General features: G+C 29.2%; 19 protein-coding genes. 4 read left to right on the top strand and 15 right to left on the bottom strand.

All coding sequences use genetic code 11. The annotated features are described in order from the left end of the window. Positions 1 to 139: 139 nt before the first annotated feature. The 4 genes from DMR38_RS00935 to DMR38_RS00920 all read right to left on the bottom strand — a co-directional run bounded on the left by DMR38_RS00935 (position 140) and on the right by DMR38_RS00920 (position 4,536). Entirely contained in the window at positions 140 to 1,693 is a 1,554-nt protein-coding gene (locus tag DMR38_RS00935) for an SPOCS domain-containing protein (RefSeq protein ID WP_127719579.1), read from the bottom strand. 394 nt (positions 1,694 to 2,087) lie between these two features. Continuing rightward, positions 2,088 to 2,324 carry a Veg family protein gene (locus DMR38_RS00930; RefSeq protein WP_029170030.1) on the bottom strand — a complete coding sequence of 79 codons (237 nt, stop codon included), beginning with the start codon at positions 2,322 to 2,324 and terminating at the stop codon, positions 2,088 to 2,090. A gap of 208 nt (positions 2,325 to 2,532) precedes the next feature. Continuing rightward, positions 2,533 to 3,402, bottom strand: coding sequence for a sporulation peptidase YabG (gene yabG, locus DMR38_RS00925; RefSeq protein WP_127719578.1), 870 nt, complete (start codon positions 3,400 to 3,402; stop codon positions 2,533 to 2,535). A 132-nt stretch (positions 3,403 to 3,534) separates the two neighbouring features. Beyond that, the gene (locus tag DMR38_RS00920) at positions 3,535 to 4,536 is read right to left on the bottom strand and encodes a CotS family spore coat protein (protein ID WP_127719577.1); all 1,002 of its coding nucleotides are present in this window, start codon (positions 4,534 to 4,536) and stop codon (positions 3,535 to 3,537) included. 113 nt (positions 4,537 to 4,649) lie between these two features. On the opposite strand from DMR38_RS00920, the gene DMR38_RS00915 reads away from it, so the two are divergent. Continuing rightward, on the top strand, positions 4,650 to 5,774 hold the full coding sequence (locus DMR38_RS00915) for a glycosyltransferase family 1 protein (RefSeq protein ID WP_127719576.1): 1,125 nt from the start codon (positions 4,650 to 4,652) through the stop codon (positions 5,772 to 5,774). Between the two features lie 108 nt (positions 5,775 to 5,882). Here the strand turns inward: DMR38_RS00915 and DMR38_RS00910 are convergent, their stop codons facing one another. From DMR38_RS00910 to DMR38_RS00895, 4 genes are read right to left on the bottom strand one after another with little or no spacing between them, the layout of a single operon-like run. Beyond that, the gene (locus DMR38_RS00910; RefSeq protein ID WP_127719575.1) at positions 5,883 to 6,905 is read right to left on the bottom strand and encodes a CotS family spore coat protein; all 1,023 of its coding nucleotides are present in this window, start codon (positions 6,903 to 6,905) and stop codon (positions 5,883 to 5,885) included. 20 nt (positions 6,906 to 6,925) lie between these two features. Next, the gene (locus DMR38_RS00905; protein ID WP_127719574.1) at positions 6,926 to 7,693 is read right to left on the bottom strand and encodes a spore coat protein; all 768 of its coding nucleotides are present in this window, start codon (positions 7,691 to 7,693) and stop codon (positions 6,926 to 6,928) included. A gap of 37 nt (positions 7,694 to 7,730) precedes the next feature. Then, positions 7,731 to 7,928 (bottom strand): hypothetical protein, encoded by a 198-nt coding sequence (locus tag DMR38_RS00900; protein ID WP_127719573.1) that lies wholly within the window; start codon positions 7,926 to 7,928, stop codon positions 7,731 to 7,733. A gap of 23 nt (positions 7,929 to 7,951) precedes the next feature. After that, positions 7,952 to 8,959, bottom strand: a complete 1,008-nt coding sequence (locus DMR38_RS00895; RefSeq protein ID WP_127719572.1) for a CotS family spore coat protein — start codon at positions 8,957 to 8,959, stop codon at positions 7,952 to 7,954. A 187-nt stretch (positions 8,960 to 9,146) separates the two neighbouring features. Between DMR38_RS00895 and DMR38_RS00890 the strand changes: the two genes are divergently transcribed. Continuing rightward, positions 9,147 to 10,265 carry a glycosyltransferase family 1 protein gene (locus tag DMR38_RS00890; protein WP_127719571.1) on the top strand — a complete coding sequence of 373 codons (1,119 nt, stop codon included), beginning with the start codon at positions 9,147 to 9,149 and terminating at the stop codon, positions 10,263 to 10,265. A 148-nt stretch (positions 10,266 to 10,413) separates the two neighbouring features. Here the strand turns inward: DMR38_RS00890 and DMR38_RS00885 are convergent, their stop codons facing one another. The 3 genes from DMR38_RS00885 to larC form a co-directional block, all read right to left on the bottom strand. Continuing rightward, entirely contained in the window at positions 10,414 to 11,679 is a 1,266-nt protein-coding gene (locus DMR38_RS00885) for an ABC transporter substrate-binding protein (protein ID WP_127719570.1), read from the bottom strand. Positions 11,680 to 11,818: 139 nt separating this feature from the next. Beyond that, on the bottom strand, positions 11,819 to 13,201 hold the full coding sequence (locus DMR38_RS00880; protein WP_127719569.1) for a radical SAM protein: 1,383 nt from the start codon (positions 13,199 to 13,201) through the stop codon (positions 11,819 to 11,821). 330 nt (positions 13,202 to 13,531) lie between these two features. Beyond that, positions 13,532 to 14,812: a nickel pincer cofactor biosynthesis protein LarC gene (gene larC, locus DMR38_RS00875; protein WP_175413096.1), complete on the bottom strand. Its 1,281-nt coding sequence runs from the start codon at positions 14,810 to 14,812 to the stop codon at positions 13,532 to 13,534. A 108-nt stretch (positions 14,813 to 14,920) separates the two neighbouring features. Here larC and DMR38_RS00870 point away from each other — a divergent pair, with 108 nt between their 5' ends. Together DMR38_RS00870 and DMR38_RS00865 are read left to right on the top strand one after the other, a co-directional pair. Next, positions 14,921 to 15,535: a DNA-3-methyladenine glycosylase gene (locus DMR38_RS00870; RefSeq protein ID WP_127719567.1), complete on the top strand. Its 615-nt coding sequence runs from the start codon at positions 14,921 to 14,923 to the stop codon at positions 15,533 to 15,535. Between the two features lie 20 nt (positions 15,536 to 15,555). After that, complete coding sequence (locus DMR38_RS00865) at positions 15,556 to 15,807, top strand: GIY-YIG nuclease family protein (protein ID WP_127719566.1); 252 nt, start codon at positions 15,556 to 15,558, stop codon at positions 15,805 to 15,807. Positions 15,808 to 15,879: 72 nt separating this feature from the next. Here DMR38_RS00865 and DMR38_RS00860 read toward each other — a convergent pair whose 3' ends face one another. The 4 genes from DMR38_RS00860 to DMR38_RS00845 all read right to left on the bottom strand — a co-directional run bounded on the left by DMR38_RS00860 (position 15,880) and on the right by DMR38_RS00845 (position 23,334). Beyond that, a complete protein-coding gene (locus DMR38_RS00860; protein ID WP_127719565.1) occupies positions 15,880 to 16,947 on the bottom strand; it encodes a mannose-1-phosphate guanylyltransferase in 1,068 nt (355 codons plus the stop codon). Positions 16,948 to 17,135: 188 nt separating this feature from the next. Further along, positions 17,136 to 21,221 carry an AAA domain-containing protein gene (locus DMR38_RS00855; RefSeq protein ID WP_127719564.1) on the bottom strand — a complete coding sequence of 1,362 codons (4,086 nt, stop codon included), beginning with the start codon at positions 21,219 to 21,221 and terminating at the stop codon, positions 17,136 to 17,138. A 399-nt stretch (positions 21,222 to 21,620) separates the two neighbouring features. Then, on the bottom strand, positions 21,621 to 22,229 hold the full coding sequence (locus DMR38_RS00850; protein WP_127719563.1) for a DedA family protein: 609 nt from the start codon (positions 22,227 to 22,229) through the stop codon (positions 21,621 to 21,623). A 106-nt stretch (positions 22,230 to 22,335) separates the two neighbouring features. Then, positions 22,336 to 23,334 (bottom strand): LacI family DNA-binding transcriptional regulator, encoded by a 999-nt coding sequence (locus tag DMR38_RS00845; RefSeq protein ID WP_127719562.1) that lies wholly within the window; start codon positions 23,332 to 23,334, stop codon positions 22,336 to 22,338. Positions 23,335 to 23,343 lie beyond the last annotated feature (9 nt).

Below are 23,343 nucleotides of genomic sequence, written 5' to 3'. Positions count from 1 at the left end.
AAATTTATATAAGTCAGTGCTTAGTAATGTTTTGCTTTAGCAAAACGAGCCTTCAAAAACTTAATTAAAGATTCTTTGTAGTGTAACGGAAAAAAATCTACATTAACTATTAATTCTTCATTCTTAACTATTAATTAAGTTATATAACAGCTCTTCCCGGTATAATAAGCTTTTCTCCGGCTTTTATACTATCGGGATCTTCTATACTGTTTAGTTTCACTAAGTTTTCCACTGTAGTATAGTACTTTTTAGCTATCTTCCACAGGGTGTCCCCTTGCTGGACTACATATATAGTTAGGCTAGATTTTTTATCCGGGAACTCTCCCTCTAAGGCATCTATATTTACTAAAAATTCTTTATGCGTAATATAGTTTACTCTAGCATAAACCTCTATAACCGCTTTTACTGCTATGGTATCTACCTCTATTTCTCCCTCTATACTTTCTAAGGACACTTTTGCTATACACTGCATATCAATTTTACTTTCAGGTATATCTACACCACAGTTAAAAGGTATCTCCTCATTAGACCTCCTTATTTGATTTTCTGAATCTTTATACAGTATCTTAGCATTTAAAACTCCTTCTACAATAACTTTATCCTCTACTATTTTCTTATCAGTTATGCACACATCTCCATAAGACATAATTACTTCTGTAGGTTTAATTCCTTCATTTATTTCTATATTGGATTTAACCATACTTTGAGTAGTATTTTGTCCATGCATAACATTCAATTCGTAATCTTCTTTTTCCATTTGCATAAGAGAAGATGGAGAATATGCATCTTCTATTATATCCATATCTTCTTTATACATAACTTTAGTATTGGATTTCACAAGCACTTCTAACTCAACTATTCTGTTTTCCCCTAAGTCATCTTCTCGTATAGTATGTTCTACTTCATCAATGTTAAAATCAGTGTGGCTTTCCATAGAAGGATTAACTCCCTGCATTGGAAGTTCCTTACTTACAAACACATCTTTTTCTATACATACAATATCTCTTGTGTCCTTTCCCCTATAGAGCATTCTAATAAGCACATAAGCTTCTACAGATATTTTATCTTCTAACACCTTTATATCTTTTTTATGAATATTTATATTATATTCTAGTACACTTCCAACCTGCGGTTTGTCCACAGATATCTGAATTTCAGTTTTAGCAACTAAATCTCCTGAAACTGTGCCAACTATTTTATCTACAGTAGCAGGATTTTTTAACATCTGTATGTCCTCAGATCCAGTTACATCTTTTATAACCTCAAATTCATATTTTTTATACACTTCTGCCTTTAATTTTATAATTCCCTCAATAACTATTTTTCTCTCATTTGCTATAGTACAATTCATATGTTCCACATAGCAATCTGAATCACATAACATCATATGTTCTGTGCCGGGCACCTCTACATAATTGGAAAATGTTCCTGTATAATTAACACTGTAAATACCCATGTTTTCGCTTTCTTCTGCTAAATAAAGCAAAGTATATTCTATTTTACCCTCCACAAATACTTTATCCTGCATCACTTCTTTATTAGTTATACTTGGCTTTGCATTAAGAATTAAAATTTCTTTAACATCCGGATTTGTATCAGGTATTACATATTCTGCTTTTATAACAGTATCCGAAAAATCTTCGGCTAGCAACTGTTCACATTCTATATTTTCTTTAATAAAATCTATGCTCATATTTATTACCTCCTCCATAAAAACCTACTATTTATTTATATAAATTTGAGATAAAAAATATGCTACTATTGTAAAGATTTTTATGATGTCTATTAATATTGACATTTAAAGAATTTTGACGTAATATTAAATTGGTTGTTAACCATATAACCTCTCATAAATTCTCAATACCCTTTTATACCATAGTTGAAAGATGGAGTTAGCCATCTTTCTTCTTACCCTATAGAATTAAAAATAGTATATAGAATGATAATCATTTAAAATTATTATTCTATATACTATCCTTAATTCTACTAATTACCACTTAGAAAAGAGTAAAGGTAATGGTTCCTGTAATTTGATTTGATTAATATTGCAAAAATAAATCGGCTATTTAATACCAATTTACGCCGTTTTATACTGGGAAAACTAACTGAACTGTCTTAGTTAAAACATCTGAATAGCTATATGTCACTTTCCTTTGGGTGTCACTTTCTAATCTAATCACAAATATACTAGGATAAGCTTTTTCTATCGTTCCCTTATTAACAAAAACTTTTCTCCTACCACCGTTTGCTTTTAGGGTTACCTTATCTCCCACATGATTTTCAATATTTTTTCTTATAGAAGCTAATACATTAGATCCTTCCATCATTTCAAACACCCTCTTTCAACATTTTATATTATACTCTCTATGTGCTATTATGTCAATTAAACTTTTTAGTATATCAGTTAATAAATCGCTTTGTCAATATTAATTTTTTGTAAACAGAACCAGGATACTTCTATTTATAGCATTTTATATTGTTATTTCTTTAAGTCACTCATATATACAATAATATTTACTATTTTTATGATTTTTATACATAGAGTGATTTTGGAAATCCTTCTCTATACTTTCCTCTTGTTTGTAATCCTCCAATGCCATTAGTTCTTGTTATAGTATTTTCTAATGCATCTTGAATGGATACAACTTTTTCTATATTGGTATATGCTATTTTTTCGCACAAAAATACTGGGTCCAAACAATGAATAAGTACTCTACTAGGTGAGCTTGCAAAATTAGCTCCTGAATCTAAAATTTTCTCGTAGCAGGACTGGCATGCCCCCGCAAATATTACTAAATCATCATAGTTAGATTTGTAATTTCTAAGCTCGGATACTGTTTTTACAAAATACTTGGAATTTTTGTAGTTGTTTAAATCTGTATAGTCCTTAGTACCTTTAACTATAGCATCATGTCCTGTAATCACAACTATATCAGGCTTAATTTCCTTTACTAACTCCACTACCTGACTAGGTTGATCTTTCTCTGGTATATTTTTCCCAACTACATCTAATAAAAGCTGCTTATATACTTTAAGACATACATCTAAATATTCCGAATCTCCATCTATGTGAAGTATCTTCCCTGGTCTTCCAAAAGTCAATTCCTTGCCTGATTTATGGGATAAAAATTTTGTTATATTGTATTCTTGCCTGAACCCTCCCCTGCTTGCTAAAATATCTTTAATAGATCTATTGACTTGTCTACTAAATACTTTTTCACTTTCTGTAAGAGAATCTTTAGATACAGGTTCTAAATCATCTTCAGCTGAATCTGCAATTATTCTCAAATTTATTCCCTTTAGAATATATAATTTTCCTTCTGCTTCTTCCTTCACATCTATTATTTTAAAAGTTATATCTCTATCGTAAGATTTCCTTACCACTACATCTCCTATTTTCATATTTTCATACATCCCCATATAAAAAGTCATGGTATATATTATGAATACAATGCCTTTTAAGTGCAAAAAATAAGGACTATACCGGATTTAATTTAAAATTCCAGGTATAGATCCTAACCTTCTTTGATAATTTTACTTCTGGTTATATATTTTTTTAAATTTCTCAATAAAATCAATATATTTACCCTGCTCAGAAATTAATTCCTGAAGTTTATTATTATAAGTCTTTAAAGGCCAATTGACTTCGTTATAGTAGTATCTATTAGCCAACCTCCAAAACCTTTGAGGAAATAGCAAAAAAGCAAATATCACCCTGTATTCTTCTTCTTTAATAGGGCTAACTTCATTATATGAATTAATTATAAGCTCTGCATTAGCTATATCCCAGTTGGATCTTTTTAAAACCTTACCCATAAAAGACGAAATATCATAAGCCCTAACTTCCCTTTTACAATAGTCGAAGTCTATTACATTTACTTTATTATTATTATCAATTACTATATTGTGATAGGTAAAATCATGATGACAAAAGCCTTCTTCCTTTTCTGTGATATTACATAACTCATCATATTTAGAATCATTCAATACCTCTATGGCCTTTCTTCCAAAATCTTTATAAAACTGAACTTCCTTAGTATAATTTAAGTCAAAATCTCCCTTGTTACTTTTTTTTCTACCCATGTCTCTCATTTTATCAAGAGCTTTAACCCTTTTTTCCATAAGATGGTGCCACCTGCCAAGATCTGTCTTCAATTTGCTGTTTTCCGGCGGCTCATATCCTTTGGAAGCTGCATGTAAATTTGCCAGGCACTTAGAAGCATTTATGACATCATCTCTATTTTTAAAATCACATTCCCTGCCGCTAATCCATTCGGAAAGAGTATATATATCTTCATTTACAAGTGCATATGGATTTCCATCTACATTATTGCAATACTTATCTACATATGGGAACCCATTTTTTATAAGATGCTCCTTTGCTCCATAAACAAACAGAAGTTTTTGAGTTCCATAGTTTACCTTTTTTAAACACTTCATTCCTTTGTCTGTTTTTAGAAGATATACTCCTTTGCTTGGTTTTATATTTTCAATTTTTACATCAAATTGTCTTTCTATTTCAAATTCTCGCATCATGTTAATCACCCCTATATATTTATATGAGGTCTTAAATTAATTTAGAAGAATATTAACATTTTGAGCTTTATTTTAATATAATGAAATATACTAATTTAGAGAGGAATAACTTTATGAAAATAGGCATTGATGGACGTGCCGCAAAATGGTATAGAGGTACTGGTATAGGTACTTATACTTACCAACTACTAAATTGTTTAAATAATATTGATAATATAAATAATTACTTACTTTTCATGCCGGAGGGATTTAGAGATAATATAAATTTTAAAAAAAACTTTAGACTAGATGCACTCCCTCAAGACAATATTCACAACTTTTGGCAAGAAGTCAATGTGCCGAATACAATAAAAGATACTAATATACAATTGTATCATGTTCCTCAAAATGGAGTTGGGCTTCCCATTCACAAAAATTGTAAATTTGTCATAACACTTCACGATGTAATTCCCTATAGAATGCCTTCAACCGTAAGTGATAGATATCTCAAGGTTTTTTCAGATTATATACCTAAAGCAATACCCCAATGTGATGGAATTATTACAGTTTCAAACTTTTCTAAAAAAGACATCATGAAGGCCTTTGATTTCCCTGAAGACAAAATATATGTCACTCATCTAGCCAGTGAAGAGATATATAAACCCATTGATAAAAGAATAAGTAAATATGTTGCTAAAAGATATTACTCTATAACTGGAGATTATATTCTATATGTAGGTGGATTCAGTCCAAGAAAAAATATACTTGGGCTTATTGAAAGCTTCAGCAAATTAGTGTCTTCATATAAAAGTCCTCTGAATTTAGTTATTGCTGGTAATAGAGGAATATCATATAAAATATATAAAAATCGTGCTGAAAAATTAAATATATCGGACAAAGTTATATTCCCAGGTTTTATCTCTATGGATCATCTTCCATATATATACAATGGGGCTGAATTATTTGTATATCCCTCTTTTTATGAAGGATTTGGTCTTCCTCCAATAGAGGCTATGTCCTGTGGAATACCTGTAATAGTATCAAATACAACTTCACTTCCTGAAGTAGTTGAAAATGGTGCTCTTCTCGTAGACCCTACAGACCAAACTAATTTATATGAATCCATGTTAGCCGTACTTTCAGATAATAACCTTAGAAATAAGTTAATATCCTCTGGTATGAAAAGAGCTTCTGAACTAAGTTGGGGTAAAACTACCCAAGATACCTTGGATGCATACAACAAAATTCTAAAAAAATAACCAATTTAAATTATAAGAAACCGCATATATCTTTGAAATACATAGATTCTAAGGATATATGCGGTTTCTTACATACTTTATTTATTTTTTTATAAATATATTATTCACCTAATGTAGAATTTTATCTGTAAATTCTTGTAAAAATTCTTTTCTGTCCTCTTTATATCTAGTTTTTCTCTTCAATCTATCTAGAAATACTTCTTCTTCCCACTCCTTACGCTTACTATAATAATCTCTGGCTATAGTGTAAAAATCATTAGGAAAACTTAACATAGCATATAGTACTTCAAGTTCCCTACGATTTAAAGTATTTTTATTGCAATAACTGTTTATTATAGAATTAGTTTTATCTATATCAAAGGCAAAATTTTTAATAACTTTGTTTATAAAGTTACAAAGATCATGCACTTTAAGGTCTATGATGGCATAATCAAAATCTATAAAATACGCTTGATTTTCATTTATTAATATATTATGATACGCTAAATCATGGTGGCATACTACTATTTTATCCTCTTCACTACACAATTTATAATAGTGAGATTGTTGAAGTAATATTATGCTTTTTTCTATTTCTTCTATATAGTAATTCCAATTTTTTATAAATATTTCGTCAAACTCTGTCTTCTTCTCATGAATATTCGCTATATTTTTAAAAAACTCCATTTCTTGAATTCTTCTCTTAAAAGCATCAATCAATCTTCCATTATTACTCTTATTATATATATCTGTCTTAAATCCTTCAGATGCAAGATGAAATTCGCCTAAGCCTTCTGCTGCAATATCCAATTCTATAGGATTACTAAAATTACATTCCGTTCCATTTACTGTATCCATTATACAGTACATATCTCCATCCCAAATAGTATATATTTCTCCTGCTTTATTTTTCACAAAATTTATTATTCTAGGGAATTTTGTTCTCACATAATTTAAAACATTATATATAAACTTCAGCTCATCTAAAGTATAATCTACTTTTTTTAATATTTTTTCTCCTTTGTCTGTAGAAATCATATATACACGTCTAACCGGTACAACATCATATACTTTTAAATCAAATCTATCAAAAAGCTTTGTACACAAATCATACTTGGTTAAATATTTTTTTTCACCATATCTGTCTACCAATTGTGCCTCCCCCTTACCATCTAAAATTTAATTAGACTCTCTCCATCTTCATCTATAGCTTTATTTAGTTTAAGTATATATTCTTTTTCCGTCCAATTTTTTGTACCATATATATATTTAATGCAGCATTTCATAACCTCATAAGGATAAGATATCATTGATAAAATAAACTGCACACTACTTTTTTTTAAATGTTCGTACTTACAAAATTCCATTATAATTTCATAAAAATTTGCACTCATACCTTTTCTTTTTATTCTACTTAAGAAATATACCGCATCCATTTCTACCATATTATAACAGCACCCTTGTATATCTATAACTTCTATATCTTCTTTTTTTCTCAGATTGTTAAAATATGTGTTTCTAAGACACATTTCCACCCTTTTCATGCTTCTAATTATTAAATTCTTATAACCATTTTTATCTAGATTGTCCATGCAACTTTCTGCTCTTATTAAATACTTTTTTCCTATTTGATTCAGTTTTTCCTGAAATAAAGTCTTGTTTTGTAACTTCTCTATTCTATCTAGATATTTTTTCAATTTCTTCGTATAAACCTTATACTGTTCTACTTCTTTTCCTATATTGTTATATAATCTTTTATTCATAATACCACTGTATTTTAAAGTTCTTCTATGAAATTCACTAATTATAGACATCTGTTCTTTTATGTTATCCAGAGATATATCCTTGTACTTTATTGTATTATCAAATTTTTTTACCTTAAATATTTTTTTTGATTCTAGATAATTAACAAAGCATGATTCAACATCCTCAAAGTACATTTTTAAACCACCTCTTTGCTTTGCCTGTGAGATTGCCCTATCTATGCATTTTTTTCATTTCCTTTAACATTTTTTTCCTCTTCTTTTCTAATTTCATAACTTCCTTTTTTCTTTTATTCATTTTTTCTAGCTGCTTTACAGTCTTCTTTAAACTATCCACTTTACTTTCATAATATCCTAAATCCTTATTTTCAAATTCATCTATATTTTTACTATGTGACTTCTTATGTGACATTAGATGTTCCTCCTTTTAAAATTTCAATTGTATTTGCTCTTCTTAAACTCATCTATGAATTCCAGTCTTTCTCTTGTGTCACCTAAAATTCTTTTTAACTTTCTCATAAACGCCTCTTCTCCCCAAGGCTGCTTTTCCCAATAATACTGTATTCCAAGTTGCCAATATCCTTGAGGGAACTCCATAAACGCCGACATAATAGGTATATGCTCTGTTTTTACAATATTTATAGCATTATATGCATCAATTATAAAAGACGCATTATTCATATTCCATTTGCCGTTTTTCATCCTTCTTATAAGCAAACTAGACAGGTCATGAAGATGGGTATCTAATATACAGTAATCAAAATCTATAATATTTATTTCTCCTTCAGTATCTATTAAAATATTATGATTAGCATAATCATGATGACAAAATCCATTACTTAAGATTTCTTGTTTCATTTCATCTAAATATCTGGTCTTTTTTAAATCTTCTATAGATTTTTCCGCAATACTTATTTCCTTTTCCATAGAATTTAGATACAATATATCAAATTCTTCCTTATGGTCTTTTTTTAATATTCTTTTTTTAAAATCTACTATTTCACTTTCTCTAGTTTTAAAAGTATCTATCCACTTAAACCATCCTATCCTAGGATTCATATTTTTTAGCACTTTAAAATTGCAGCTTTTTTTATGAAGTTCTGCTAACTTAGAAGTTGCAACTAAAACATCCAATGGATTTTCAAAATTACACTGTCTAGAGTCAACCCATCTACATAAATAGGCATAACTTCTTTCTATTTCTATATAATCTTTTCCCTGCTTAGTTTCTATTATTTCAGGTATGCTTTTAAAGTTTCTATTTTGGAGATGCTTTATGGCAGAAATTATAAATAAGAAATGTCCAAAATCGTAATTTATTACCTTTAAGCAATATTTATTGTATTTTGTGTGAACCTTATATATACTTTTAACTTTTTCTATAAATTCAATATGGAGATCATAAGCATCTTCAACATATTTTTTTACTTCTAATATATCCAAAAGCCTTTTCCTCCAAAAATTACTATATATGTAGTATATGAATAAATATATCCGTGTGTGATAAATTAAAATATACACCTAATTATTCATCTGCAATTTTTATTCACCTTTTTATATTAGTATTAATATTATATAATATAACATTTCAACCATTTTAGAATTACTAGAATGTGGAGGTATAAAATCAATGAAAATTGCCATTGACGGAAGAGGAATCAATTGGTATAAAGGTACCGGTATAGGCACTTATACAGCTAAGATCCTAAAATATATGCTTAAAAATCATACAGAGAATTTTTATAATATATACTGGTCTGGGAGCAATTATGAAAAATTTTTATATAAAAATACTAAAATATTGATGAGCTCTAAAAAACACCATAGATTCTTTGAAGAATATTATTTTCCAGAAAATTTAAAAAAAGAAGCTGTAGATATATACCATATTCCCCAAAACGGTATTGGCATATCAAAAAATATAACCTGCAAAAAGGTAGTTACAATTCACGATTTAATACCATATATACTTCCTAATACTGTAGGTAAGGGATATTTATCAAAATTTTTAAAAGAACTTCCTAATATTGTTGAACTGGCAGATGGAATAATAACTGTATCGAATTGTTCAAAAAAGGATATTCTAAAATTTTTTCCTATAGATGAAAATAAAATATTCGTAACTCCTTTAGCTGCAGATAAAAAATATAAACCTTTGGAAAAAGATAAATGCCAATACAATATAAAAGATAAATATAACATAAAAAATTCTTTTATTCTCTATATAGGTGGTTTTAGCTCCAGAAAAAATGTATCTTCACTAATTACTGCTTTTTCTAACATTCATAAAAATTTAGATAAGAATTATGATTTAGTTATTATAGGGTCCAATAAAGATGAATTATGCAAATTGAGAAACTTGAGTACAGATTTGAATATAGATAATAACATTAAGTTTACAGGATTTGTAGAAGAAAACATGCTTCCTATTTTTTATAATGCCTGTGACGTATTTATATATCCATCCTTATATGAAGGTTTTGGACTACCTCCTCTAGAAGCAATGAGCTGCGGTACCCCTGTAATAACCTCACGTATTTCATCTATTCCTGAAATAGTAGAAGATGGTGGTATACTTATAGATCCATTTGACTTAAAAAGCCTTATGTATTCCATGGAAGCATTACTTAATGATGAAAATATAAGAAATGAGTTGAGTACAAAAGCCTTAAAGCAATCCTCTAAATACTCCTGGGAAAAATCTTCTGAAAAAACTATTAAAGTTTATAAAAAAATTTTAGATATGTAAACACTCCTAAATTTTTTTATAAAATAAAACCTCTTAACTACTAACGCTCCTAGTTAAAAGGTTTTATTTATGTTAAAAAATCCCTATGATTAATCCCCTATATTCCTATTATACATCATTTTGCTAATTTTGTAAACGTTTCATGAATTTATTTTAAAATTGCTTCCATCCCTTCTATTATAGATTTGTAATTTTCACCTTTAATGTTTGTTTGATTTAAAACTCCTTTTATTTTTTCTCTTATATCAGGAAAATTTTTTGTATAATTTATACTAAATGATCCTTGTTCTACACTCTCAAAAAGATTCCATATTGTACTATCAAAATACGTTATGTTTTTATTTAAATCTACAAAATTATAAGCATCTGTGTTAACCGGGAATCTTCCATACTTATTTAATAAATCCATTTGAAGCTTTCCATCTGTAAGTGCAAATTTTACAAATTCCTCTGACAAATTTGATTCAGAAGTATTTTTATTTATAACTAAATTAACTCCACCTAAAGACACATCCCTATTACCTCCATCTTCAAAAGCAGGTAATTTCATTACTCCCCACTTACCTTTAGACTGTGGAAACTTGTTCATTAAAGTTACTACATAAGTAGGATCTGCTATAAAGGATACTATCTTGTTTAGCTGTGCCTTGTTTATAACTTCATCTTTAGAAGGAATTTCTTGTATAAGCCCTTCTCCATAAAGGATCTTTGATATTTCAACAACTCTAGCCCATTTTTGCGATTTAAAGTCTAATTTCCCAGATTGATTAAAATAAGATGTTCCCAATTGATTTGAGAGTAGTAGATAAATATCATTATTGTCTTCTGAAGAATTTGCAATAAATATCTTTGCTGTATCCTTACTTATTTTTCTTCCTACTTCTATATAATCGCTCCAGCTTTTAATTCTATTTACATCTATTCCTTCTTTATCAAATATATCTTTTCTATATAGCAAGGCTTTAGGATAGGTGTCCCAAGGTAAAGCATAAATTTTCCCTTTTATAGTATCATTATAAATTTTATTGGTTAATAATTTATCCTTATATCCCTTTACCGAATCTGTCATATTTAAAAATTTTTCTGGATTTCTGATTATAATGTGCTTGATACTGCTATCATCTATTGTAGTTATGTCTGCTTGATACTGCAGTCCATTAAATATCGCTTCAACATTATTATCTGTATCCTTTACTGTAATAACATTTATATTAACTTTCTTATGTAATTTTTCAAATGCCTCTGCTGCAAGTTCAAATTGAGGTCCATGTTCTACATCTGTAACAATTTTAATATTTCCTTTAAGTACTCTTTCATTGTTTTCGCTATCCTGCTTTTTATTACAGGAAACTACCATTAAACATAACGTTACTAACATTATTAAAAGTAATGTTTGTCTTATATATCTTTTCATAAATATTCTCCTATTGATCTCAATCTAATATGTATATTTTATAATAATACCAATCATCTTTCAACTTCAGTGATTAATCATAAATTTCTGATTAAAGTAAAATATCCAGAGAATAAATCTCTCTGGATATTTTAAAGGTTTAGCCTTTAGACATTTTATAATTTCCTTCGGAATTAAAATCTTTTTCCCAAGCCTTTTCTGCATAAGGCTTATATTCCTCTGATACTTTATCAAGTTGCTTTTGAAATTCTAGATTTTCAAGCATCATTCTTGCACCTTCATCTGTAGGCCTCGCACCTGTCTTTTTTGCAATTTCCCTAATTTCATTGGTATTGTCAATCATCATGCAAGGCAATAGCAAATTCTTATTATATGGTTGTCTATTTCTTAATTCCTTAAAAAGATCTGACTTAAATACATCTACAAGTTTTTTGCCTTTTAAATTATCTACTGCAAAATGTGCAAATATACAAGGCTCTACTTCTTCCTCGGAATTTATGTGACAATAGTATTTTCCTGCAATACATCCTCCAACATAAGGTGCATCATTAAAAAAGTCAATAGTAAAATATGGCTTCGTATTTCTTATTTCTCTTATTTTTTCTCCTAATCGTATTCTCTGCTCTGGCGTAAGCATCAAATTTACATCAGGTTCTTTACCTACAGGCATAAATAAGAAATACCACCCCATTTTTGCTCCCTTTTCAACAAGCATGTCTATAAATTCACTTGATGTAACTGTATCTATGTTATACCTACTGGTTGCAGTAGATACTCCAAATAAAACTCCTCTTTCCTTCAAAAGATCCATTGCATGCATAACTTTTTTGAATATACCTTTTCCTCTTCTTTTATCTGTCTCTTCTTCAAATCCCTCCACAGAAAACATAGGAATTACATTTCCCAGCTTTTTTATCTTATCTGCTAATTTTTCATCAAAAAGAGTGCCATTTGAAAATGGTGTAAATATACAATCATTATATTTTTTGTATATATCAAGCATATAGTCATTTATAAACGGTTCTCCACCAAGAATTATAAAATAATAAATTCCAAGTTTTCTAGCTTCACCAATAATTCTATCTACTTCCTCTTTGGGAATATCATCCTCTTTACTATAACTTGAAGCGTAACATCCTGTACACCTCAAATTACATCTCATAGATGGACTAATCAATATTGTAAATGGTGTCTTTATACCTGTATCTTGAAAAAACTGTTCTCTTTTTGGCATTCCATACCAAACTGCATTTGAGAAAAAATTGGTAAAAAGTTTATCCATACACTTTTTATTAGAATTTCTAATAATGCCTATAACAAGTTTATGAATTGCTTGATTAGTTTCGTATAATTCTTGAACCCTTTCTACTCTAGCTAAATTTTCTTCGTCTCTTTTTACTGTTTTCTTAATCAAAGCAAACAGCTTATCAAGGCTTTCTTCTGGGTCTCTATTGAGCAATTCTACACCGGCTTTAGCTAATGCATTCTTAGTTGCCTTTTCCAATATTCCAGTTACCTTCATCTGCTATTCCTCCTGATAAATAATAATATGAAAAACAAGTCTTTAAAAAATAGCCATCTCCTTCTCATTTATGGGAAAATACGCAATAATATAAAAAATGAATTTCTATTAAACAATATGAATTATTTAAACCATATACCATAATTATACCTTTTAGCAGTTATTTGTCAATAAAATAACATTAGATGCATTTATTAGCATAACAACATTTAATAAAATTAATATAATGTAAAATAATATTATATTAATTTTATATGCAAATATTCAATAATTTCCACTTAATATTGCACAATTCATTTTATCCCGCAATTTTTCATCTAAAACACTTTTTCATTTAAATGTTTTAGACATAACCTCCCTATATATTTCATCTATACTTATTTTATTTTTTAAAGCAAGTTTTTTACAATCCTCATATTCAATTTTGCTTTTTATTTTTTTGCCTTTGTAATAAGCATTTTTTACATTTACTTCACCATACTTTGTAACTACCTTTGTAAAATCTCTATATAACATATTCCTTTCTACTTTATATTTTCTAAATCCCAAGGTAGTAGTTTCTGTTAAAATAATATCTCTAATCTCTTTTTCTACTTCATCCTTATAAAGCACACTCAATTTTACTGCTGGCCTTCCCTTCTTCATTATTATGGGAGTCAAGTATGCATCTAAAGCTCCTATTTGTAACGATTTATCTATTATATATTGATATTTTTCAGGATTCATATCATCTATATTGCATTCTATAACCTGTGCTTCTTCTCTAATACATCCTAATTCATCTTTAGAGTTAGATTTATCCATGTTTCTTCTATCTAATATATATTCAGTTTTCTCATCTTTATTCCAATAACAATCTTTATGGCTATTCTTTTCATAAGATATAGGTTCTCCTATAAAAACCCTTAAAACATTTGGAATATCATCATTATCCTTACTTCCTATTCCATATCCTATTTTTGTTACTTTAAAATTTTTATCCGAAGTAAAATTTGAACATATATAAGATAAAATAGCTGCACCTGTTGGTGTAGTGGCTTCAAAATTTACTTTAGATTCTATAGGAACGTTTTTTAATATCTCTGCTGTAGCAGGTGCTGGCACAGGTAATATACCATGAGCACATTTTACAAACCCACTACCAACTTCCACCTTGGAAGCTTCCACTTTATCCACATTCAAATAATCAAAACATATAGCAGCTCCAACAATATCTACTATAGAATCTACTGCCCCAACTTCATGAAAGTGAACTTCATTTATAGGTTTACTGTGCACCTTTGCTTCAGCTTGCGCTACTTTTCTAAAAATTTCCTTACTTATTTCTTTAACTTTAGAACTTAAACAGCTTGAACTTATCATGTTTTCTATATATTCTAAATTTCTATGATGATGTGCACATACAGAATTATTTTTCAAAATTACGTCTACTTTAGTTCCTGATATTCCATTTTTTACATCCTTCTTAATATTAATCTCATAACCATCCACATTAAGCTTTGATAATTCAAAAGTTAAATAGTCCTTATCTACTCCAGCATCTATTAAAGCCCCTAAATTCATGTCTCCACTTATTCCAGAAAAACAATCATAATAAAGTATTTTCATAATTTTAATCTCCCACTCCATAAAGACTTTCTAGTTGAAAATCCCTATAACATAATTATTAGTTTTATATGATATAATAATATCATATAAGGCTAAGGGAGGCTGCATAATTTGTCTAACAAATTAGATAGAGATTTTTACGGAAAAGATACTTTATCCGTAGCAAAAAATCTCTTAGGTAAAATACTAGTTCATGAAATAAACGGTAAAAGATTGTCTGGAAAAATAGTAGAAACAGAAGCCTATAAAGGAATTATAGATAAAGCTGCTCATGCCTATGGAAATAGACGTACTAAACGAACAGAAGCCTTGTATGGTCCATGCGGTTTTTCATACGTATTTATGATATATGGCATGTACTATTGCTTCAATGTAGTAACTGAAAGTGAAGGTATTCCTGAAGGAGTCCTTATAAGAGCATTAGAACCTCTCACTTGTCTAGAAGATATGTCATTAAATAGATATGAAAAAGAATACAACCTATTAAATAAACGTCAAATTAAGAATTTAACCAACGGCCCTGGGAAACTATGCAAAGCATTTCTCATAGACAAAAGCCAAAATAGGAAAGATCTTTGTAAAAGTGACCTGTACATCGAAGGAACTGCTATTGAAAATATCAGCATAAAAAGTTCTAAACGTATAGGCGTAGATTATGCTGAGGAAGCTTCACATTATCTCTGGCGGTTTTATATAGAAAATAATCCTTACGTATCCGTAAAATAAACTATGAAAGAAATTATAAAATGAATTATGTATACATATTAGAATGTAGTGATGGAACGCTTTATACAGGTTACACCAATAATTTAGGCAAAAGAATATCCACTCATAACAAAGGAAAGGGCGCCAAATATACTAGAGGAAGGCTTCCCGTAAAGCTAATTTATTTTGAAGAGTATGTACTAAAAGGTGATGCCTTACATAGAGAGTTCATTATAAAAAAAATGAGTCGACAAAATAAGCTAAATTTAATAAAAAATTGTCAGCGACTTTGATATTTTACAAACTCACTGACATTATCTTTTAAATGGAAACTGGTTCTATATTCCGTAATTACAATCTCTTCATTAGATATATTTTTTTAAATTACTTTTATTTTTTAAAATATCTACTAAATATTTTACCTCCTGATCTCTATTTTTGTCCATAATTAAAAGTACATCTTCAGAGTCTATCACTATCAAATCCTTAACCCCAAATACTATTATAAGTTTATCACCTCCAAATACAGTGCAACTTTCGCTGGACTCTATTACAGTATTCCCCTTTACATTGTTACCCTTTTCGTCCTTAAGAAACCTTCCTAATGCAGTAAAAGTACCTATATCATCCCATAAAAATTCACATTTAATGACATAAGCTTTTCTGGTTTTTTGCATTATCCCAAAATCTACAGATATCCCATCTATACGTTTATATTGTTCCTGTATTACCTTCTCTTCCTGTTTTGTATCCAGACTTTTATATATAAGGTCCATACACTTATACATTTTAGGAAGGTATTTCTGCATTTCTCTTAAAAAAACATCCACCTTCCATACAAACATACCACTGTTCCATAAATAAGTTCCTTTTAATATTAAATCTTTTGCAACTTCTATGTTGGGCTTTTCTAAAAATCTTTCTACTTTAAAAGCATTAACTCCTATATTTATTTTTTCACCCATTTCAATATAACCATATCCTGTTTCAGGTCTTATAGGTTTAACTCCAATGGTTACAAGTCCTTTTTTCTTTTCTGCAATTTCCACCGCTTTATTTATGGTATCTATAAATAATTTTTCACTTTCTATATAATGATCTGAAGGCAAAATTATCATAGTAGCTAAAGGATCCTTTTTTAACAATTTCACCGCTGAAAATCCTATACAGGTGGCTGTTTCCTTATTTTCTGGTTCTGCAAATATATTATTTCTACTTATATCCGGAAGTTCTGCTTGAACTCTATCTATATATTCCTCATTAGTAACCACGTATATATTATTTGTATCAACTAAAGGCTTGATTCTATCTACAGTTTTTCTTAAAAAACTCTTATTATTTACAATTTTTAAAAATTGTTTTGGATTTTTAGCTCTAGATAATGGAAATAATCTTGTTCCTTTACCTCCTGCAAGAATTAGTGCATACAACAATAAATTCACTCCAAATACTACTTGCTATGCTTTATACTATGTATAAATTATTGTAATTGTGAAATACTGTTTAAAATATTGTTATCATTACAAAGTTAAGTAAAGAAGGCTTATACACTAAATAATTTTTTAGATTTTCTGAAGTATTAATGACATACTAATTAATTAGTGCAGCAAGCCTTCTTTTATTATACAACTTGAAGATTTTTATTCTGAATTTCTTCTAGCTTGTACTGTTCAATCCCTATATTATTTAGTTTATTCCAAAGTTTTTCCATAACCCTTTCAGGATTATAATAAAATTCACCTTCTCTTATCTTATAAAATATCCAACCCAATCTTTCTAAATCTAATTGCGTTTCCATAATTTCCTTAGAGCTGTAATTTTTCTGAGACAACTCACTATCACATATAATTGCAACCCTATTCCTCACATCTTCCACAACAAAGTCTATTTTGTACTTACCTATTTTTACCTCAGGCACAATTTTATATCCCTTGTTTTTTATAATGCCATACACATCTTTTTGAAATCTAGATTGAAATGCATATTCCATACTTTTATTTTTAACACTATACTTATTATAATTTAGGAAGTAATTTAACAGAGAATAACGCACACATTCCTCATTTAAATCTTCTAAGTCTATTGAATGGAATAGCCACATCTGATTTCTAGCTCTACTTGCTGCTACATTAAATCTCCTCATGTCATTTTCTTTAGTAAGTGGAGCAAATTTTACATTCTTTGAAATAACCATAGATAAAAACATTATATCCCGTTCGTCACCTTGAAAGGAGTAAGCATCTCCACATATAAGCTTTCTACTTATCATCTCTTCTACACCTATTTTTTCTCTAAGCATATTTTCTATAAGATGACCTTGAGGTTCCCCAAGTAAAGATATAACGCCCATAGACATATTAGAATATCTTTTATCCCTGCAGCAGGAAACCACTTTGTCTACTAAACATTCAGCTTCCTTAACATTTATAGGCTTAGATGCATCTCTAACCCCTCCATTTACTTTAACAGTGTTTATTGCCGGATAAAATTTTTCATATATTTTAGGATATCTAAGAGGCACTATTTCTCCTGAGTAACTTAAATCATTACTAAAATTTATTATTTGCGGTACGCATCTAAAATGTTCCTTCAACATTAATCTGCTTGGAAATACCCTAAGTGCTGTATCATATAAACTAACTTGGAGATCAAACCATTCCCTTTGAGGTATATTTTTCAAATACTTATCTATTAAATCATGCACCACATCCTGATCAATACCTATAGTTTCTGGACTTATTTGTTTGTCATCACCTACTATAACCGCTCTCTTAGCCCTCATAAGTGCACACAATGAGAATATATCGCTCTGACTACTCTCATCAAATATTATTACATCAAACATATTTTTAGATAACTTTATGTTTTCAATAACCCTATTTAAAGGCATAATCCATACAGGTATAACTTTTTTACATTTTTCCATTTCTTTTTGAGCTATCTTCCTATACTGAGGCACCATCTTACCTCTGCCTTTTCCAATTCTCTTTACTGCTTGAGCCCAAGAAAATAAGCTCCTTTTTTCACTTTCCTTAGTTTTAATTATCTGATTATACCAGGTCTTCTTTGACACTATGTCCTTTATAAGCACCTTCTCTCTATTTTTTTCATTTTCTATAAGGTCACCTATGTTATCATCATTGAAATCATACGTGTTCTGCAATAAACTATTCAATTTAGCCCATTTCCATGCTTGTCCCCAGCTGTTGAACTTTTCCTTATCATAAGTCCAATTATCCAATATATTCATGCAAGTTTTAGGGCATACCTTCTTCATTTTTCCTATTAACTCGTCTATCTTAAGTGATTTATTTTTTACACATTTAATTTCTTCAAATTCACTTAATATTTTCTTAACTTCATCTATATTCAAATTGTCCACAGCTTTATAGAGATTTCTCAACTTTTCCGTAGTTTTTATTAACTTTTTCAATATCTCTATATAGGCCTTGTCTTCATTATATTTATTCATATTTTTTATAAAATTCACGCATTTAATTAAATAATCATAAGTCTCTTTCTTATGCCAATCAATATTTTGCGGGACTGATATTTTCCCAAGAGCCCTTAAGATCTCCCTTTTATACTCTATATCCCAATTTATTATAACATCCAAGTAATTTAAATTTTGTTCAATAGCAATAAACTCACTTTCTCTTAAATTAGAGTTTATTGTCTCTCCACCGTAATCTTCCATTACATTGTTCCACATAGTTTTTAATGCAGCAAAAATCCTCTCTTGTTGGGTATAAAGTTTAACTATTAAGGCTTGATCCGTATTTTTTAATAAGTCTCCATTTACCTTACAATATTCCAGTATATATTTACATTCAGGATGAAAAATCATAAATATTTTTCCTACTTTTCCTTTTTCATTAAACGCATCAAATAAAATATCAAAGTCCTCTATAAATTTATTTTTGCTTACATTTTCAGGAATTTCTATTTTGCAATTTCTAATCTGATTATTAATCCTACTCAAGCTCAACATGTATTCACTACTTTTACACAACAAGTCTCTAAATGTTTGCTTTGATATCTTACTATTGTGATAATCCTGAAATACATTCCACCATACATTTTTTTCTTGAAGTTTAGTGATTTTACTTTTACATATATTTGCAAGCTCTAGAACTTTTTCATAATTACATTTATTATCATTAGGTATATGCCACCCTTCTACAGTTTTAATATAATTTTCATATTGACCATTTAATTTTTTGTACTCTGAAATTTTATTACATATTTCATTGAAGTCAGGTAATTTATTTATTATGTTTTTCATGCTATCAAATTTACATTTTTTATCCTTATCTAAATCTCCTAACAGATATATTAACAAGTTGAATTCCTTATCTGATAACGGCATTACTTGATCAATTTTTATTTTATCTTTCATCCAACAATATTTATCTTTATTGTCTTTGACCCACTTTGCTATATATACAATGTCATACTCCTTTCCCTCATAATTTATATTTCTCTTTTCCCTCTCTCGAATATTTTTTAATTTTTCATACAGAAGCTCCTCATTTCTCTTGCATAAGTTTAATTCTTTTTCCAAACTTTTAACTTCTTCATCCATAATTTCAGGATCCATAGAGAGGTTGTCCGTTATTTTTCTTACAGCCTTGTTAAGGTCATTTAAAGAATTGATATCGTTTCCCAAAACACTTATACACAGAGGTCTTATTTCTTCAGGTATTTTTTCTGTCAATACTTTAAGTGCCCTACTTGTCTGACTAGTCACAAGTATCCTTTTGCCATTTGACAGTAAGTGGCATATTAAATTCACTATAGTATGGCTTTTTCCTGTTCCTGGTGGTCCTTGTACAACTACTCCATAATTTTCACATATTTTTTTTACTATGCTTTTTTGTTCTGAATTTGCAGGAAGAGGGAATAACAAATTATCCGACACATCCTTCCATTCGCTTTTATCAGCTCCACTGTAATCTGACCCATCTTCATCCACTAAAGCTTTAATAGTGTCAGGTATTTCACATCCATTATCTATTTCATCAATTATATTAGCTATTTCAACCTGCCATAACTTCATACTATTCTTTCTTACCAATATAACAGAGGAATTGTAAATCACAGGGAACTGCTCGAAATTAATTTTCTTTTTTGAAAACTTACTTTGACTCAACTTACCCTTAACATCTATGTGGGAAATTAGATTTAAAAATACTGACTTAATTTTTTCTATATTTCTAGGATCTAAATTCACACGACTTACTTCATCTGCAAAAGAAATAATATCAGACATATTACATTCTTTCAGTCCTTCAAAAAGCGAAGTCTCTAGCCTAGTCTTGCCTGAAGGTATTAATATAAATGAACCCTTTGCCTTATTAAATTCTATCTTCATTCTAGTAGTCAAAACAGGGTGAAGTATTTTTTTCTTATCTATATTCCATACAATTAAGCCATGTCCAAAAACTATTTCAAAATTCTCTCCATTTTTTTCATTTTCCTGGTATAGATTAAAAAACTCCTGATACAGCTTTCCACACTTTTTGTTCACCTCAATCCAATTTTCACTGGTAACAGTTTTTCCAACAATACATCCAGCCATATGGGAAAATTCTTCTTCCCAGTACAACTTATCATAATCATAAACATTTCTTACGGATTTTTCATTTAGTTTTTTTAATCTTAGCAAATAAGAAAATATCTCTTTTATCTTTTCCCTGTATTCCATAATCCCCCTCCTAATAGTGGTTAACTAATTAATCTATTTACTTTTATGTTAAATTATACCATCATAAGGAAAATACTTCAAAAAAATCGTTAAACAAAATTCAAATATATGTGACGGCATTTTTTTCAATGATTTTATCCGATAAATAGCTGCTCTTTACTCCCACTTCTTTAAAAGTGTACGTTGCGAGCAGCTATGTCCCTAGATAACGATTTTTCCTAAAGGATAACGCCTTCTAAGTGCTAAAGCACTAAGAATCCTGTTAATAAGCATCAGTTGGAGTCAAAATTCCATCTGATGCCAATAACTCTGTTTATGTACCTCATGAAATGCAAATTTCAGCCAAAAAAATTCAGTGAAATATATTTTCACTGAATTTTTTTATCTTTTAAATTGCATCTAAGAGTTTTTCCTCTTTATTTTTTTATACACTAACTTATACAATATAAATAAAACTATAAAGATAACTAATGCTATATCTGCAAAATGGAACCACTGTCTTATAATTGTCCATTTTTCTCCCATTTTATAACCTGCGTATCCTAAAATAATACTCCATATAGAAGATCCAAGTAAAGTGTAAATTATAAATTTTTTAACTTCCATTTTACTTATCCCTGCAGGAAGAGAAATAAAAGTTCTAATTATAGGTAATAGTCGAGAAAAAAACACTATTTTTTCTCCATATTTGCTAAAATAATAATCACTTTTTTCAATATGGGATCTAGATAATCTGAGTTTTTCCGCATATTTTTCAACTAAAGGTCTTCCACCTATTTTTCCAATATAATATGCAGCTAAAGAACCTGCTGTACCTCCTAATGTACCAACTATTATAACAATAGGTAAACTTAACCTTCCCGTATAACTTAGGTATCCTCCAAATGGCAATATAGCTTCACTTGGAATAGGTATACAAGCGCTCTCAAAGGCCATAGCTACAAACGTGCCTATATATCCCGTTTTATCTAAGACAAAAATAACTATTTCAATTATTTTTTCTACCATTATGTTTCCCTTTCCCTATAATATATATTTTTTGATTATAATTATATATTATAATGTAATACTTTTGTGTTAACTTTTTATAAATAAATTTTTGTCCTAAATAAAATTACTTTTTGCAGGAATCCCTCTCAATCAATTTATGTGACAATACATAGTTCTTTTTTTCAAATTCTTGCTTATTTATTAATTTTATAAGCATCCTCATACCAACAGATCCCATATCATAAGTAGGTTGTGCTACAGTTGTTAACTTAGGATAAAATATGGAGGCAGAATATATATTACCAAATCCCATTACATCCACATCTTCAGGTACCCTAATATTATTATCTCTAAGTGCATTTATAGCACCCATAGCCACTTCATCACTGGTGCAAAACACTGAATCTATTGTAGTTTTACTGAGTATTTCACTCATTCCTTTATAACCATCTTTTGCTTTAACACTTCCAAAATAAACCTTACTTTTGTCCAATTTCAGATTATTTTCCTCAAGAGCCTTTCTATACCCCTTATACCTTACAGCACTAGCATTTGCCATATCTGTATTTTCGCCTATGTAAGCTATATTTTTATTCCCATTTTTTATCAAATAAGTTACACCTTCATATGCAGCTTTTTCATTGTCAATGGTTACGCTAGGTATACTTTCTTTTTCATTTGTAGTTTCTACTAAAACCATTGGAAGCTGAAGTTGTTTTATGAGATCCAATATTTTTGGTTCTAAGGAATTACTCATATATAAAACTCCATCTACCATCTTCTCTTTCAGAACCTTTAAATATTCCATTTCTTTTTCTATATCTAAATCAGTATTGCATAACATTATATTATAATCATATATATTTGCTACATCTTCAGCTCCTCTCACAATTTCAGGATAGAACTGATTAGATATATCCGGGATTATTATCCCTATAGTTCTTGTTCTTTGAGTTTTAAGACTTCTTGCTACTATATTTGGCCTATAACCTAGTTTTTCAATAGCTACTAAAACCTTTTTCTTAGTTTCTTCATTTACAACGTCTACATCATTAAGTACCCTAGATACTGTAGCTATTGAAACTCCTGCCTCTCTAGCAACGTCTTTAATTGATGCTGCCACCTTATCACC

Origin of the sequence: Clostridium sp. AWRP, from assembly GCF_004006395.2 — a bacterium.
Taxonomy (GTDB): Bacteria; Bacillota; Clostridia; order Clostridiales; family Clostridiaceae; genus Clostridium_B.
This window is presented reverse-complemented; position numbering and strand designations above follow the sequence as displayed.

Excerpts from the sequence above, each read along its gene's own strand:
- DMR38_RS00885 (WP_127719570.1), bottom strand. The coding sequence starts at position 11,679 with ATGAAAAGATATATAAGACAAACATTACTTTTAATAATGTTAGTAACG.
- DMR38_RS00905 (WP_127719574.1), bottom strand. The coding sequence starts at position 7,693 with ATGTACTTTGAGGATGTTGAATCATGCTTTGTTAATTATCTAGAATCA.
- DMR38_RS00930 (WP_029170030.1), bottom strand. The coding sequence starts at position 2,324 with ATGGAAGGATCTAATGTATTAGCTTCTATAAGAAAAAATATTGAAAAT.
- DMR38_RS00915 (WP_127719576.1), top strand. The coding sequence starts at position 4,650 with ATGAAAATAGGCATTGATGGACGTGCCGCAAAATGGTATAGAGGTACT.
- DMR38_RS00920 (WP_127719577.1), bottom strand. The coding sequence starts at position 4,536 with ATGATGCGAGAATTTGAAATAGAAAGACAATTTGATGTAAAAATTGAA.
- DMR38_RS00855 (WP_127719564.1), bottom strand. The coding sequence starts at position 21,221 with ATGGAATACAGGGAAAAGATAAAAGAGATATTTTCTTATTTGCTAAGA.
- DMR38_RS00890 (WP_127719571.1), top strand. The coding sequence starts at position 9,147 with ATGAAAATTGCCATTGACGGAAGAGGAATCAATTGGTATAAAGGTACC.
- yabG (WP_127719578.1), bottom strand. The coding sequence starts at position 3,402 with ATGAAAATAGGAGATGTAGTGGTAAGGAAATCTTACGATAGAGATATA.
- DMR38_RS00850 (WP_127719563.1), bottom strand. The coding sequence starts at position 22,229 with ATGGTAGAAAAAATAATTGAAATAGTTATTTTTGTCTTAGATAAAACG.
- DMR38_RS00880 (WP_127719569.1), bottom strand. The coding sequence starts at position 13,201 with ATGAAGGTAACTGGAATATTGGAAAAGGCAACTAAGAATGCATTAGCT.
- DMR38_RS00935 (WP_127719579.1), bottom strand. The coding sequence starts at position 1,693 with ATGAGCATAGATTTTATTAAAGAAAATATAGAATGTGAACAGTTGCTA.
- DMR38_RS00900 (WP_127719573.1), bottom strand. The coding sequence starts at position 7,928 with ATGTCACATAAGAAGTCACATAGTAAAAATATAGATGAATTTGAAAAT.
- DMR38_RS00865 (WP_127719566.1), top strand. The coding sequence starts at position 15,556 with ATGAATTATGTATACATATTAGAATGTAGTGATGGAACGCTTTATACA.